Genomic DNA, 14,655 nt, shown 5'->3' on the forward strand with positions numbered 1-14,655 from the left:
CCTTACTGCGCGGCCTGGTAGAGAGCGAGCACGTCGGCCTGCGGATCGACTAGCGTCAGGGTGACGACCGGGCGGCCGTGCTCCGCGAGCACCGCCGCGTCGCCGGCTGCCTGCGCCTCGATGAGCTGTCCGAAGGTGAACGGACGCTCGGGGATCTCGACGTCGGTCTCGGTGCGCTCGGTGATCTGCAGGAACACGCCCTGCTCGGGTCCCCCCTTGTGGTACTGGCCGGTCGAGTGCAGGAAGCGCGGGCCCCAGCCGAACGTGGTGGGGCGGCCGGAGTCGGCGGCGACCATCTCGCGCAGGCCCTGCAGCTGCGGCAGCTCCAGGCGGTTCACGTAGGCCTGGATCGACACGTAGCCGTCGTCGGCCAGGCGCGCCCACAGCGCGTCGAGCACACCGGCGATCGTGCCGGACGCGGCGAGAGCCGGAGCGGTCACCCGGACCTCGATGCCCTGCTCCGTGAACGCCGGCGCGGCCGGCTCCGGGCGGGCGTCCAGCAGGCCGCGCGCGGCGACCTTGGCCGACTCGACGTCGGGCTGGTCGAACGGGTTGATGCCGAGCAGGCGGCCGGCGATCGCCGTGGCGTACTCCCACACGACGAACTGTGCGCCGAGCGTGCCGCTGACGAGGATCTCGTCGGGGTAGCGATGGGCCGACTCGCGCGCGTCGTCGACGATCCGCACGACCTGCAGGTCGGCGGGGCGCGACTCCAGCTCGGGCGAGACGGGCAGCAGCACGACGGGCAGGATGCCGGTGCCGAGCTTGCCGGTCGACTCCGCGACGAGCTGCTCGATCCAGTCGGGCAGGCCCACGATGTGGGTGCCGTCGGTCACGAGCGCCAGCTTGTCGCGGCGCGGATCGGTGGCCGCGATCGCGGCGCCGAGGACGAGCGCCGGGTTGTCGGGGGCATCGATCGCCACCTGCAGCGCGATGGCCTCCGCCTCGTCGAGCAGCTCGCCGATGTCGGCGCCGGCCAGGCCGGAGGGCACGAGGCCGAACGCGGTGAGGGCCGAGTAGCGGCCGCCGACGGTGGGGTCGGCGTTGAAGACGCGGTAGCCCGCGGCGCGCGCCGACTCGTCCAGCGGCGAGCCCGGGTCGGTCACGACGATGATGCGCTCGGCCGGGTCGATGCCGAGGTCGCGGTACGCCGCCTCGAAGGCGCGGCGCTGCGAGTCGGTCTCGACGGTCGAGCCCGACTTCGACGACACGACGAGCGCGGTGCGCTCCAGGCCGCCGTCGAGGGCCGCGAGCACCTGGCCGGGCGCGGTGGAGTCGAGGATCGTCAGCTCGACGCCTGCGGTCTGCGTGATCACCTCGGGGGCGAGCGAGGAGCCGCCCATGCCGGCGAGCACGAAGCGGTCGACGCCACGCGCCGCGAGCTCCTCGCGCAGGGCGACGATCTCGGGGACGAGCGGGCGCGACACCGAGACGGCGTTCACCCAGCCGAGGCGCTTCGACGACTCGGACTCGGCCTCCGGGCCCCACAGGGTGGGGTCGCCGTTGGTGATGCCGCTGGCGACGAGATCCGCGACGAGGGTCGGCAGCGTCCGCTCGACGGCGGCCTCGGCCGCGCCGGAGACGTGGATGGAGAAGGTCATGCCCGGGCCTCCTTCAGTGCCGCCTCGACGGTGGCCTGCAGTTCCTTCCACGAGGCGATGAACTTGTCCACGCCCTCGTCCTCGAGCACCTGCGTGACGTCGGCGAAGTCGACGCCGACGGCGGCGAGGCCGTCGAGCACGGCGTGCGCGTCGGAGTACGCGCCCGTGACGGTGTCGCCGGCGATGACCGCGTGGTCGTACGTCGCCTCGAGCGTCTTCTCGGGCATCGTGTTGACGGTGCCGGGCGCGACGAGCTCGGTGACGTAGAGCGTGTCGGGCAGGGCCGGGTCCTTGACGCCGGTCGAGGCCCACAGCGGCCGCTGCACGTTGGCGCCCGCGTCGAGCAGCTCGGTGGCGCGCGGCTCGGCGAAGCGCTGTTCGTACAGCTCGTAGGCGAGGCGGGCGTTCGCGACGCCGGCCTTCGACTTCAGCGCGAGCGCGTCGGCGGAGCCGATCGCGGTCAGGCGCTTGTCCACCTCGGTGTCGACCCGCGAGACGAAGAACGAGGCCACCGACTGGATCGTCGACAGGTCGATGCCGTCCGCCTTCGCGGTCTCGAGGCCCGTGAGGTACGCGTCGATCACCTCGCCGTAGCGCTCGAGCGAGAAGATCAGCGTCACGTTGACGCTGATGCCGGCGCCGATCACCTGGGCGATGGCGGGCAGGCCGGCCTTCGTCGCGGGGATCTTGATGAGCGCGTTGGGGCGGCCGACGAGCTCGGCGAGCTGCTTGGCCTGCGCCACGGTGGCAGCGGTGTCGTGCGCGAGCTCGGGGGAGACCTCGATCGACACGCGGCCGTCCACGCCGCCGGTCGCCTCGAACACGGGGGCGAACACATCGCACGCGTTGCGCACGTCGTCGGTGGTGATGGTGGTGATGGCGTCGTCGACGCTGGCGCCGGAGGCGGCGAGCTGCGCCACCTGCGCCGCGTACGCCTCGCCCTTGGCGAGCGCGCCGGCGAAGATCGTCGGGTTGGTGGTGACACCGCTGATGTCGCGGGTCTCGATGAGCTCCTGCAGGTTGCCGGAGGTGATGCGCTGGCGCGACAGGTCGTCGAGCCAGATGCTCACGCCCGCGGCGGCGAGCTGGGCGGTGGGGGTGGTGCTCATGATGCGTTCTCCTGGAGGGTCTCGCGGGCCGCGGCCACCACGGCCTCGGCGGTGATGCCGAACTTCTCGAACAGGGTCTTGTAGTCGGCCGATGCGCCGTAGTGCTCGATCGACACCGAACGGCCGGTGTCGCCGACGATGCCGCGCCACGTCAGCGCGATGCCGGCCTCGACCGACACCCGCGCCTTGATGGACGACGGCAGCACGCTCTCGCGGTAGGCCTCGTCCTGCTCGGCGAACCACTCGAGGCACGGCGCCGACACGACGCGCGCCTGGACGCCCTCGGCGGCGAGCTGCTCGCGCGCCGCGACGGCGAGCTGCACCTCGGAGCCGGTGGCGATGAGGATGACGTCGGGCTCGCCCTCGCTGTCGGCCAGGACGTAGGCGCCCTTCCCGACGAGCTCGGCCGAGGCGAACTGCGTGCGGTCGAAGGTCGGCACGCCCTGACGGGTCAGGGCGATGCCGGCGGGGCCGCCGCGGCGCTTGAGGATCTCGAGCCAGGCGTACGCCGTCTCGTTGGCGTCGGCCGGGCGGACCACCGCGAGGTTCGGGATGGCGCGGAGCGCCGCCAGGTGCTCGATCGGCTGGTGCGTCGGGCCGTCCTCGCCGAGCGCGACCGAGTCGTGCGTCCACACGTAGATGCTCGGGATGTTCATGAGCGAGGCCAGGCGCACGGCGGGGCGCATGTAGTCGGCGAACTGCAGGAACGTGCCGCCGAAGGCGCGCGTGCGGCCGTGCAGCACGATGCCGTTGACGATCGCGGCCATCGCGTGCTCGCGGATGCCGAAGTGCAGCACGCGGCCGTAGGGGTTGCCGCTCCACTCGTGCGTCGACCACTCCTCGGGGATGAACGACGCGGCGTCCTTGATGGTCGTGAGGTTGGACTCGGCCAGGTCGGCCGATCCGCCCCACAGCTCGGGCAGCTTCGCGGCGAGGGCGTTGATGACCAGGCCCGACGCCGCGCGGGTGGCGACGTCCTTGCCCGCCTCGAACGTGGGAAGGGCCTCGGCGAGGTCGGCGGGCAGCTCACCGGCCTGCAGCCGGTCCCACAGCGCCTTGCGCTCGGGGTTCGCGGCGGCCCAGGCGTCGAACTTCTCCTGCCAGGCGGCGTGCTCGGTCGCCGCGCGCTCGGCGAGCGCCCGCGTGTGGGCCAGGACATCGTCGGCCACGACGAAGTGCTGCTCGGGGTCGAAGCCGAGCACCTTCTTGGTGGCCGCCAGCTCGTCGGCGCCGAGCGCCGAGCCGTGGATCTTGCCGGTGTTCTGCTTGCCGGGGGCCGGCCAGCCGATGATCGTCTTCAGCACGATGAGCGAGGGCTTGCCGGTCTCGGCCTTCGCGGCCTCGATCGCCTCGTACAGCGCCGCGACGTCCTCGACGTACTCGCCGGTCTTCTTCCAGTCGACCGTCTGCACGTGCCAGCCCAGCGCCTCGTAGCGCGCCGCCACGTCCTCGGTGAAGGCGACGTTGGTGTCGTCCTCGATCGAGATCTGGTTGGCGTCGTAGAGCACGACGAGGTTGCCCAGCTTCTGGTGACCGGCGAGCGAGGAGGCCTCGTTCGTCACGCCCTCCTGCATGTCGCCGTCGGAGGCGATGACGTACACGTGGTGGTCGAACGGGCTCTCGCCGGCGGGCGCCTCGGGGTCGAACAGGCCGCGCTCGTAGCGGGCGGCGTAGGCGAAGCCGACCGAGGAGGCCAGGCCCTGGCCGAGCGGGCCGGTCGTGATCTCGACGCCGTCGGTGTGCCCGACCTCCGGGTGGCCCGGGGTCTTCGAGCCCCACGTGCGCAGCGCCTTGAGGTCATCGAGCTCGAGCCCGAAGCCGCCCAGGTACAGCTGCACGTACTGGGTGAGCGAGGAGTGGCCGGCCGAGAGGATGAACCGGTCGCGGCCCGGCCAGTGGGTGTCGGCGGGGTCGTGCCGCATCACGTGCTGGTACAGCAGATACGCCGCCGGCGCCAGGCTCATCGCGGTGCCGGGGTGGCCGTTGCCGACCTTCTCCACGGCATCCGCAGCGAGCACGCGTGCCGTGTCCACGGCCCGCCGGTCGATCTCTTCCCAACGCAGTTCCGACACCGGGCCGCCTTTCGATAGGGGGGTGGTGCGCCCGCGCCTGGTGGCGTCCGCGGCTCCGCACGGGGCGGGACTCGCGAGCGAGCGCTTGGGCGCGCGTTCTCGCCCCAGCATAGCGAGCGGCGAGGGCACGGGATCGGCCCCGGGTCGCCGCATTACCGGCGAGTACGCGGCCCGGGCGTGTCGCGCTCGTGTCGGGTCGCTCACGCCCGTCGCGCACCCGCGGTGAGGGCACCGCCGGGCGCGCTCATGGAGCAGGCTCACAGGAACCCGATGGCCTAGACTGAGGAGGTCTGTGCCGGTGAGATCTCGAGGGGGACGCGTGATGACGACGACCGTCTCGGCTCCGCGTACGGAACGGTCGATCGGCCGCAGGATCCGCGCCTATGTGGCGCTCACCAAGCCGCGCGTGCTCGAGCTCCTGCTCGTCTCCACCGTGCCGGTGATGTTCCTCGCCGCCGGCGGCGTGCCGGATCTCTGGCTCGTCTTCGCCACGGTGATCGGTGGATCGGCCAGCGCCGGATCGGCGGCGGCGTTCAACATGTACCTCGACCGCGACATCGACGCGCACATGCAGCGCACGAAGAACCGTCCGATCGTGACGGGCGAGGTCACCCCCCGCGCCGCCCTGATCTTCGCCTGGTCGCTCGCCATCGGCTCCACCGTCTGGTTCCTCGTGTTCACGAACGTCCTCGCGGCGGCGCTGTCGGCGATCGCGATCTTCTTCTACGTGGTCATCTACACGATGATCCTCAAGCGCCGCACCGAGCAGAACATCGTGTGGGGCGGCATCGCCGGCTGCTTCCCGGTGCTCATCGGCTGGGCGGCCGTGACCGGCTCGCTCGACTGGCCGCCGCTCGTGCTGTTCGCCCTCGTGTTCCTGTGGACGCCGCCGCACTACTGGCCGCTGTCGATCAAGTACGCGGCCGACTACGACGAGACCTCGGTGCCGATGCTGGGCGCCACGCGGTCGGGTCGCCAGGTGGGCCTGCAGATCGTGCTGTACGCGTGGGCGACCCTGGCCTGCTCGCTGCTGCTCATCCCGGTCGCCGGCATGGGGATCGTGTACACGGTGTCGGCGATCGTGTTCGGCGGCTGGTTCGTCTACGAATCGCACCGCCTCTACAACCGCACCGTGCTGGCCGCCTCCGGCCAGGGCGAGCCCGTCGGGCCGATGCGCGTGTTCCACGCCTCGATCACCTACCTCTCGCTCGTGTTCATCGCCGTCGCCGTCGATCCGCTGCTCCCGTGGTGAGCGACGCGGTCGCTCCGTACCCGCACCGCTGGCGCACGTTCTGGATCTGCGCCGCGGTCGCGGCGATGACGATCCTCGACCTGTCCAAGGTCAACGTCGCGCTGCCCTCCATCCGCGAGGTGCTCGGCGGTGGCTCCACCGAGATCCAGCTGATCGTGTCGGGCTTCGTGCTCGCCTTCGGCCTGCTGCTCGTGCCGATGGGGCGCCTGGGCGACCAGGTCTCGCCGAAGCGCCTGTTCCTCATCGGCCTCGTGCTCTACGCGGCCACGAGCGCGCTGTGCGCCCTCGCGCCGACGCCCGAGGCGCTCATCGTCGGGCGCATCGCGCAGGGCGTGGCCGCCGGCATCCAGATGCCGCAGGTGATGGGCACCCTGCAGCGCGTGTTCACCGGTCGCGAGCGCGGCATGGCGTTCGGCCTGCTCGGCGCCACGATCGGCCTGGGCACCGCGCTCGGGCCGGTGATCGGCGGCCTGTTCGTGCAGCTCGGCGATGGCCACGACGGCTGGCGCGGCATCTTCTGGATGAACGTGCCCCTGGCCCTCGTCATCGCGGCGATCGTCGTGTGGGCACTGCCGGATCTGCGCCCGCAGCAGCGCGGCCGGATCTCGCTCGACCCGGTCGGCGTGGCGCTGTTCGCGATCGCGGTGCTGGCGCTCATGGTGCCGTTCCTGTTCACCACGGGCGAGCCGACCGACGACCCGCGCCGCTGGTGGTCGCTCGCGGTGTTCGTGCCGGCGCTGGCCGGCTTCGTCGCGTGGGAGGCGCGCTACCAGGCCCGCGGCAACGCGCCGCTCGTGCCCCCGGGGCTGCTGCGCATCCCGTCGTTCCGCAACGGCTCGCTCCTCATGACGGCGTACTTCGCCGGCATGCCCGCGATCTTCCTCACGACGACCCTGTATCTGCAGACGGGCCTGGGCATCGGCGCCCTCGCCGCCGGCGCGACGACCATGGGCTTCGCCCTGGCGAGCGCCGCATCGTCGGTGATCGGCGGGCGCCTGGTGGGGCGCATCGGCCGGCCGCTGGTCGTCACCGGGCTCGTCCTCGTGATGGCGAGCGTCGCGGGTCTCGGGCTCGTCGCCGCCTTCGCTCCGGCCGGCGCGGTGACCTGGCTCATGGCCGGCGTGATGACGCTGGGCGGTCTCGGCGGCGGCATCGTCATCTCGCCCAACCAGACGCTCACGCTGGCCGACATCCCGCCGCACGAGGGCGGCCTTGCAGGCTCTGTGGGTCAGCTCGTGCAGCGCATCGGCACCGCGGTGGGCACCGCCGTGACGCTGTCGCTGTTCTACGCCACGGTGTTCGGCGAATCCGGCGGCGAGGCGCAGCCGGTGGTGTACCGCGACGCCTACCTCCACGGCCTGCTCGCGGTGGGAGCCTGCCTCGCGCTGGCGCTCGTGTTCGCGCTCATGGACCTGCGCTCGCGCCGCCGCGCCCGCTGATCCGCGCCGTCGCGATCGACCGATCCTGCCCGGCGGACGGGCCACCGGCGCGTACGATTGCCGGGTGAGCACCGTGTTCGATCCGCCTCGCCCCTGGACCGCTTCGTACGCCCCGGGCGTGCCCGAGGATCTCGCACCGGTCTCCGGCTCGCTGATGGACCTCGTCGCCGACTCCGCGCGCGACTTCCCCGATGCGCCGGCGCTGCAGTTCTTCGGCCGCGAGACGACGTACGTCCAGTTGAGCGCCGCGATCGAGCGCGCCGCCGCCGGGCTCCGCGCCCGTGGCGTGAAGAAGGGCGATCCGGTCGCGATCATCCTGCCCAACTGCTCGCAGCACATCATCGCGTTCTATGCGGTGCTGCGGCTGGGCGCGATCGTCGTCGAGCACAACCCGCTCTACACGCCGCGCGAGCTGCGCAAGCAGTTCGAGGATCACGGCGCCAAGCACGCGATCGTGTGGAGCAAGGTCGCGAAGACCGTGCAGGAGTTCCCCGAGGATCTCGCGGTCGAGACGCTCATCTCCGTCGACGTCACCAAGGGCATGCCGGGCTACATGCAGCTCGCGCTGCGCCTGCCGATCCCCAGCCTCCGCGAGAACCGCCGCCAGCTCACCGAGCGGGTGCACGGCGCCACGACGTGGGAGGAGATCGTGCGCCACGCGCCCCTCGACGCCGATGTGCCGGGCCCCGCCACCGACGACGTCGCGATCATCCAGTACACGAGTGGCACCACCGGCGACCCGAAGGGCGCCACCCTGACGCACCGCAACCTGCTCGCGAACGCGGCGCAGGCGCGGGCCTGGATCCCGCAGGTCACGCGCGGCGTCGGCACCGTCGTCTACGCGGTGCTGCCGATGTTCCACGCCTACGGCCTCACGCTGTGCCTGACCTTCGCGATGTCGCAGGCCGCGCGCCTGGTGCTGTTCCCCAAGTTCGACCCCGACATGGTGCTCGCCGTCACGAAGAAGCACCCCGCCACGGTGCTGCCCGCCGTGCCGCCGATCGCCCAGCGGCTGCTGAACCGCGCGAAGGAGAAGGGCGTCTCGCTCGCCGGCACGCAGATCGGCGTCTCCGGTGCCATGGCCCTCGACTCCGCCCTCGTCGAGCCGTGGGAGGCCGAGACCGGCGGCTACCTCGTCGAGGGCTACGGCCTGTCGGAGTGCTCGCCCGTGCTGATCGTCAACCCGGTCGCCCCGAACCGCAAGGCGGGTGCCATCGGCCTGCCGCTGCCCGGGACGGAGTGCCGCGTGGTCGACCCCGACACCGGCGAGGACGTGCCCCAGGGCGAGGCCGGGGAGCTGCTCGTGCGCGGGCCGCAGGTGTTCGGCGGCTACTACGGCAAGCCCGAGGAGACCGAGCGGGTGTTCCTCGACGGCTGGTTCCGCACCGGCGACGTCGTCGAGATGGACGAGGACGGCTTCTTCCGCGTGGTCGATCGCATCAAGGAGCTCATCATCACGGGCGGCTTCAACGTCGCGCCCACCGAGGTCGAGATCGCCCTGCGCCAGCACCCGGCCATCGAGGACGCCGCCGTGGTCGGCATCCCCGGCGCCAACGGCGAAGAGGTCGTCGCGGCGGTCGTGCTCGACGGCACCCCCGAGTTCGACCCCGAGGAGGTGCGCGCGTTCGTGAAGAAGGTGCTCACCCCGTACAAGGCGCCCCGTCGCCTCATCGTCGTGGACGAGCTGCCCAAGTCGATGATCGGCAAGGTCATGCGTCGCCAGGTGAAGCAGCAGATCCTCGAGAAGCTGAACGGCTGACGCGGCTTGGGGAGTTTCGGCGAGGCAGCAGGGGCTCTGCTGCCGGAGGAGCGATGAAGCCCGACTTCCCGGAGCAGCGCCTGGCGTGGGCACGCGAGCACGGCTGGAGCGGCGTCGCGGAGCGCACGATCGAGCCCGACCTGTTCAGCCGCTTGTCGTGGCGCGCCGCGGGGGAGCGGGACACGCCCGTGCGGGTGCTCGGCGAGATCCGCGGGACCTACGGGAACCGCGCCGCCTTCGCGCACGACCGTCCGCTCCCGCTGCTGCAGTCCCAGGCGCGCGCGCACGAGCGCTTCGGGCGCATCTCGGGCGTCTCGGTCGAGGCCTCTCTGCCGGCGGGCTACGTGCTCCTGGCGCGGAAGCCGTCCTTCGCGCGGATGTATCCCATGCCGTGGGCGGAGGGGCTGGCGGTGACGCGCAGGCCGCTCGGGACGCCGACGGCGGTGTGGGCGCAGCCCGGCGCGGAGGATCTGGTGATCGGCGCCCTCGCGCCGATCCTGCAGAGCGCGGCGCCGATCGTCACCGGCGGCGAGGGCGGCGAGTACCTCGTCGCGATCGGCGAGGGGTCGGTCATCGTCGGCGAGACGTACCAGAGCGGGCCGGAGGCCGCGCTTTACCGCATGGGCCTCGCCGATGATGTCGCGACCCGGCTCGAGCACGCCGTGCGCGCGGGAGCGGCCCCCGCGGCGAACTAGACTCGAGGGGTGTCTGAAATCACCCCCGATCTCGTGCGCCATCTCGGTGTGCTCGCCCGGATCCAGCTGAGCGACGAGGAGGTGACGCGCCTCACCGGCGAGCTCGACGCCATCGTCGAGAACATCGCCAAGGTGAGCGAGGTCGCGTCCGCCGACGTCCCCGCGACGAGCCACCCGATCCCGATGCAGAACGTGTACCGCCCGGACGAGGTCGGCTACATGCTCACCGTCGACGAGGCGCTGAGCAACGCGCCCGACGCGGACGGCGATCGCTTCCGCGTGACCGCGATCCTGGGCGAGGAGCAGTGATGAGCGACCTGATCCGCATGTCGGCCGCCGAGCTGGCGTCCCACCTCGTCTCGGGCGAGGTCTCGAGCGTCGAGGTCACGCAGGCCCACCTCGACCGGATCGCCGCCGTCGACGGCGACGTCCATGCCTTCCTGCACGTCAACGAGCACGCCCTCGACGTGGCCCGCTCGATCGACGAGCGCCGCGCCTCGGGCGAGGAGCTCGCGCCGCTGGCGGGCGTCCCGCTGGCGATCAAGGACGTGCTCGTCACCACCGACATGCCGTCGACCTCGGGCTCGAAGATCCTCGAGGGCTACATGTCGCCCTACGACGCCACGGTCGTCGCGCGGGCCCGCGCCGCCGGCCTGGTGCCGCTGGGCAAGACGAACATGGACGAGTTCGCCATGGGCTCGTCCACCGAGCACTCGGCGTACGGCCCCACCCGCAACCCGTGGGACCTCGACCGCATCCCCGGCGGCTCGGGCGGTGGCTCGGCCGCCGCCGTGGCCGCCTTCGAGGCGCCGCTCGCGCTCGGGTCGGACACCGGCGGCTCGATCCGCCAGCCCGCCCACGTCACGGGCACGGTGGGCGTCAAGCCGACCTACGGCGCCGTGAGCCGCTACGGCGCGATCGCTCTCGCCTCGAGCCTCGACCAGGTCGGCCCCGTCACGCGCACCGTCGCCGACGCCGGCCTGCTGCAGGACATCATCGCCGGGCACGACCCCAACGACTCGACCTCGATCCCGGAGGCGTGGCCGTCGATGGCCCTCGCCGCGGCCGAGGGTGCGTCGGGCGAGGTGCTCAAGGGGCTGCGCATCGGCGTGGTGAAGGAGCTGCCCGACGCCGGGTTCCAGGCGGGCGTGGCGGCCTCGTTCCGGGAGGCGCTGGCGAAGCTCGAGGCGCAGGGCGCCGAGATCGTCGAGATCAGCGCGCCGCACTTCGAGTACGCCGTTGCGGCGTACTACCTCATCCTGCCGGCGGAGGCCTCGAGCAACCTCGCGAAGTTCGACTCGGTGCGCTTCGGCATGCGCCTGGACGTGCCGGGCGGCACGGTCGAGGACGTCATGTCGGCCACGCGCGACGCGGGCTTCGGCCCCGAGGTGAAGCGACGCATCATCCTCGGCACCTACGCGCTCTCGGCGGGCTACTACGACGCCTACTACGGCAGCGCGCAGAAGGTGCGCACGCTGATCCAGCGCGACTTCGCCGAGGCGTTCGCGCAGGTCGACGTCATCGCGACGCCGTCCGCACCCACGACCGCGTTCAAGATCGGCGAGAAGATCGACGACCCGCTCGCGATGTACCTCAACGACCTCACCACGATCCCCGCGAACCTCGCGGGCGTGCCGGGCATCTCGGTGCCCTCGGGCCTGGCGGCCGAGGACGGGCTCCCCGTGGGCATCCAGTTCCTCGCGCCGGCACGCGAGGACGCCCGCCTGTACCGGGTGGGCGCCGCCCTCGAGGCGTTGCTGCTCGACGAATGGGGCGCGCCGCTGCTCGACCGCGCCCCGGCGCTGAACGGAGAGGCGCTCTGATGGCTGCCGACAAGCTGATGGACTTCGACAAGGCGCTCGAGCTGTTCGAGCCGGTGATCGGCCTCGAGGTGCACGTCGAGCTGAACACGAAGACCAAGATGTTCTCGGCCGCGGGCAATCCCGCGAACACCGAGAACCACGACGCCGCGCCGAACACGCTCGTCGCGCCGGTCGACATGGGTCTGCCCGGATCGCTCCCCGTCGTCAACGGCGAGGCCGTGCGCAAGTCGATCAGCCTGGGCCTGGCCCTGGGCTGCTCGATCGCGCCGTCGAGCCGCTTCGCGCGGAAGAACTACTTCTACCCGGACCTCGGCAAGAACTACCAGATCAGCCAGTACGACGAGCCGATCGCCTTCGAGGGATCCGTCGAGGTGGAGCTGTCCGACGGCACCACCTTCACGATCCCGATCGAGCGGGCGCACATGGAGGAGGACGCGGGCAAGCTCACGCACGTCGGCGGCTCCACCGGCCGCATCCAGGGCGCCGAGTACTCGCTGGTCGACTACAACCGCGCCGGCGTGCCGCTCGTCGAGATCGTCACGAAGCCGATCTTCGGGGCGGAGCACCGGGCGCCCGAGCTGGCCAAGGCGTACCTCGCCACCATCCGCGACATCGCGATCGCGCTCGGCATCAGCGAGGCCCGCATGGAGCGCGGCAACATCCGCTGCGACGCGAACGTCTCGCTTCGCCCGCGCGGGGCCGACAAGCTCGGCACGCGCACCGAGACGAAGAACGTCAACTCGATGCGCTCGGTGGAGCGCGCGGTCCGCTACGAGATCCGGCGGCAGGCCGCGATCCTCGCCGACGGCGGCACGATCATCCAGGAGACGCGTCACTGGCACGAGGACACGGGGGAGACCTCTCCGGGCCGCCCCAAGTCGGACGCCGATGACTACCGCTACTTCCCGGAGCCCGATCTGCTGCCCGTGGAGCCGTCGATCGAGCTGATCGAGGAGCTGCGCGCCGCGCTGCCCGAGCCGCCCGCGGCCCGTCGCCGCCGCCTCAAGGGCGACTGGGGCTTCACCGACCTGGAGTTCCAGGACGTCGTCAACGGCGGCCTGCTCGCCGAGGTCGAGGCCACCGTCGCCGCCGGCGCCTCGCCGCAGGCGGCGCGCAAGTGGTGGACGGGCGAGATCACGCGCATCGCCAACGCGCAGGGCACCGAGGCGTCCGCGCTCGTGTCGCCGGCCGACGTCGCCGCGCTGCAGCAGCTGATCGACGCGGGCACGCTCACCGACAAGCTGGCGCGTCAGGTGCTCGAGGGCGTCATCGCCGGCGAGGGCACCCCGCAGGAGGTCGTGGACGCCCGCGGCCTGGCGGTCGTCTCGGACGACGGGGCGCTCATCGCCGCCATCGACGAGGCCCTCGCCGCGCAGCCGGACGTCATGGACAAGATCAAGGACGGCAAGGTCCAGGCCGCCGGCGCCATCATCGGCGCCGTGATGAAGGCCATGAAGGGCCAGGCCGACGCCGCCCGCGTGCGCGAGCTCATCCTGGAGCGCGCGGCCGGCTGATCGCGCGGCCCGGGGCGTCGCGCTCCGGGCATCGCCGGGCGCGGGCGGGGCGAGACCCCGCCCGCGCCCGAATGTCGGCACCCCGCGGGAGAATGGACGCATGGGTCGAGCGGATGGATCGGGGCGACTCGTCTCGCCCCCGGACGCCGACGACTCCGGCACCGGCATCCTGCACGTCGACATGGACGCGTTCTACGCGGCGGTCGAGGTGCTCGACGACCCCTCGCTCGCCGGCAAGCCGATCATCATCGGTGCGCCCGAGAGCCGTTCGGTCGTCTCCAGCGCCTCGTACGAGGCCCGGCGCTACGGCGTGCGCTCGGCCATGCCGGTGTCGCAGGCCCTGCGGCTGTGCCCGCACGCGATCATCGTGCTGCCGCACTTCGATCGCTACCGCGCCGTCTCCGCGCAGGTGATGGAGATCTTCCGCAGCATCACGCCGCTGGTCGAGCCGCTGTCGATCGACGAGGCCTTCCTCGACGTCCGCGGGGCGCGGCGGCTGTGGGGGCCGCCCGCGGCGATCGCGCGCATGATCCGGCAGCGGGTGCGTGACGAGGTGGGCATCACGTGCAGCGTGGGCGTGGCGGCGACCAAGCACGTGGCCAAGATGGCCTCGACGCTGTCCAAGCCCGATGGGCTGCTGGTCGTCGCCGCCGCCGACACCCTCGACTTCCTCGAGCCGCGCTCCGTGCGCGCGATGTGGGGCATCGGTCCCAAGGCGGCCGACGCCCTGGAGGCACGCGGCATCCACACGATCGGCGACATCCGCCGCACGCCCGTCCCGGTGCTCGCGCGCGCGGTCGGGCAGGCCGGGGCGCAGCGGATCTCCGAGCTCTCGCGCGGCGTCGACCCGCGCGAGGTCCACACCGAGCGCGTGGAGAAGAGCGTCGGTCACGAGGAGACCTTCGCGGAGGACGTCGCGGATGCGGAGTTCCTGCGCGGCGAGCTGCTGCGACTGGCCGATCGCGTGGCGGTGCGGCTGCGGCGCGCGGGCTGGGAGGCCGGCGGCGTGGCGATCAAGGTGCGGTTCTCGGACTTCTCCACGATCAGCCGTTCGCAGACGCTCGCGGAGCCCACCGACGTGGGGCAGCGGCTCGGCGAGGCGGCGCGCGAGCTGTTCGCCGGCGTGGACCGCCGGCTGCCGGTGCGCCTCATCGGCGTCCGCGCCGAGCGCCTGCAGCCCGCCGGCGGCTCGCCGCTGGCGCTCTGGGACGACGACGAGGACTGGCGGCGCGTGGAGGGGACCCTCGACGAGGCGATCGCGCGCTTCGGATCGGGCGCCGTCACGCGCGCCGCGTTCCTCGGCCGCGAGCGCAGCACGCGGCTGCCGTCCCATCCGCGCCCGCCGGAGGATTCGGACTGAGTCTCGTGCGACCGCCGGTTCGCGGGTAGCG

At 72.2% G+C, this 14,655-nt stretch carries 11 protein-coding genes; 8 read left to right on the forward strand and 3 right to left on the reverse strand.

Annotated elements, in window-relative coordinates:
- Positions 1 to 2 precede the first annotated feature (2 nt).
- The 3 genes from E3O41_RS06085 to tkt are packed head-to-tail and all read right to left on the reverse strand — an operon-like array spanning position 3 to position 4,782.
- Positions 3 to 1,601, reverse strand: a complete 1,599-nt coding sequence (locus E3O41_RS06085; RefSeq protein WP_067022957.1) for a glucose-6-phosphate isomerase — start codon at positions 1,599 to 1,601, stop codon at positions 3 to 5.
- Positions 1,598 to 2,710 carry a transaldolase gene (gene tal / locus E3O41_RS06090; protein ID WP_067022958.1) on the reverse strand — a complete coding sequence of 371 codons (1,113 nt, stop codon included), beginning with the start codon at positions 2,708 to 2,710 and terminating at the stop codon, positions 1,598 to 1,600. Before tal ends, E3O41_RS06085 begins: the two co-directional genes overlap by 4 nt.
- The gene (gene tkt, locus E3O41_RS06095) at positions 2,707 to 4,782 is read right to left on the reverse strand and encodes a transketolase (protein WP_067022961.1); all 2,076 of its coding nucleotides are present in this window, start codon (positions 4,780 to 4,782) and stop codon (positions 2,707 to 2,709) included. The genes tal and tkt overlap by 4 nt, the downstream gene beginning before the upstream one ends.
- Before the next feature lie 322 nt (positions 4,783 to 5,104).
- Between tkt and E3O41_RS06100 the strand changes: the two genes are divergently transcribed.
- The 8 genes from E3O41_RS06100 (at position 5,105) to E3O41_RS06135 (ending at position 14,624) form a co-directional block, all read left to right on the forward strand.
- A complete protein-coding gene (locus E3O41_RS06100) occupies positions 5,105 to 6,034 on the forward strand; it encodes a heme o synthase (RefSeq protein WP_067022965.1) in 930 nt (309 codons plus the stop codon).
- Entirely contained in the window at positions 6,031 to 7,473 is a 1,443-nt protein-coding gene (locus E3O41_RS06105) for an MFS transporter (RefSeq protein ID WP_240482234.1), read from the forward strand. Before E3O41_RS06100 ends, E3O41_RS06105 begins: the two co-directional genes overlap by 4 nt.
- A 64-nt stretch (positions 7,474 to 7,537) precedes the next feature.
- Positions 7,538 to 9,232, forward strand: a complete 1,695-nt coding sequence (locus E3O41_RS06110; protein ID WP_067022968.1) for a long-chain-fatty-acid--CoA ligase — start codon at positions 7,538 to 7,540, stop codon at positions 9,230 to 9,232.
- A 53-nt stretch (positions 9,233 to 9,285) separates the two neighbouring features.
- Positions 9,286 to 9,927: a hypothetical protein gene (locus E3O41_RS06115; RefSeq protein WP_135012170.1), complete on the forward strand. Its 642-nt coding sequence runs from the start codon at positions 9,286 to 9,288 to the stop codon at positions 9,925 to 9,927.
- 9 nt (positions 9,928 to 9,936) lie between these two features.
- Positions 9,937 to 10,236 (forward strand): Asp-tRNA(Asn)/Glu-tRNA(Gln) amidotransferase subunit GatC, encoded by a 300-nt coding sequence (gene gatC / locus E3O41_RS06120; RefSeq protein ID WP_067022973.1) that lies wholly within the window; start codon positions 9,937 to 9,939, stop codon positions 10,234 to 10,236.
- Positions 10,236 to 11,750: an Asp-tRNA(Asn)/Glu-tRNA(Gln) amidotransferase subunit GatA gene (gatA, locus tag E3O41_RS06125; protein WP_067022975.1), complete on the forward strand. Its 1,515-nt coding sequence runs from the start codon at positions 10,236 to 10,238 to the stop codon at positions 11,748 to 11,750. The genes gatC and gatA overlap by 1 nt, the downstream gene beginning before the upstream one ends.
- A complete protein-coding gene (gene gatB, locus E3O41_RS06130; RefSeq protein ID WP_067022978.1) occupies positions 11,750 to 13,264 on the forward strand; it encodes an Asp-tRNA(Asn)/Glu-tRNA(Gln) amidotransferase subunit GatB in 1,515 nt (504 codons plus the stop codon). Before gatA ends, gatB begins: the two co-directional genes overlap by 1 nt.
- 100 nt (positions 13,265 to 13,364) lie before the next feature.
- A complete protein-coding gene (locus E3O41_RS06135) occupies positions 13,365 to 14,624 on the forward strand; it encodes a DNA polymerase IV (protein WP_067022981.1) in 1,260 nt (419 codons plus the stop codon).
- Positions 14,625 to 14,655 lie beyond the last annotated feature (31 nt).

The sequence above is a fragment of the Microbacterium sediminis genome, assembly GCF_004564075.1.
Taxonomy (GTDB): domain Bacteria; phylum Actinomycetota; class Actinomycetes; order Actinomycetales; family Microbacteriaceae; genus Microbacterium; species Microbacterium sediminis.

Excerpts from the sequence above, each read along its gene's own strand:
- E3O41_RS06085 (WP_067022957.1), bottom strand. The coding sequence starts at position 1,601 with ATGACCTTCTCCATCCACGTCTCCGGCGCGGCCGAGGCCGCCGTCGAG.
- tal (WP_067022958.1), bottom strand. The coding sequence starts at position 2,710 with ATGAGCACCACCCCCACCGCCCAGCTCGCCGCCGCGGGCGTGAGCATC.
- E3O41_RS06100 (WP_067022965.1), top strand. The coding sequence starts at position 5,105 with ATGACGACGACCGTCTCGGCTCCGCGTACGGAACGGTCGATCGGCCGC.
- E3O41_RS06115 (WP_135012170.1), top strand. The coding sequence starts at position 9,286 with ATGAAGCCCGACTTCCCGGAGCAGCGCCTGGCGTGGGCACGCGAGCAC.
- gatA (WP_067022975.1), top strand. The coding sequence starts at position 10,236 with ATGAGCGACCTGATCCGCATGTCGGCCGCCGAGCTGGCGTCCCACCTC.
- gatB (WP_067022978.1), top strand. The coding sequence starts at position 11,750 with ATGGCTGCCGACAAGCTGATGGACTTCGACAAGGCGCTCGAGCTGTTC.
- E3O41_RS06135 (WP_067022981.1), top strand. The coding sequence starts at position 13,365 with ATGGGTCGAGCGGATGGATCGGGGCGACTCGTCTCGCCCCCGGACGCC.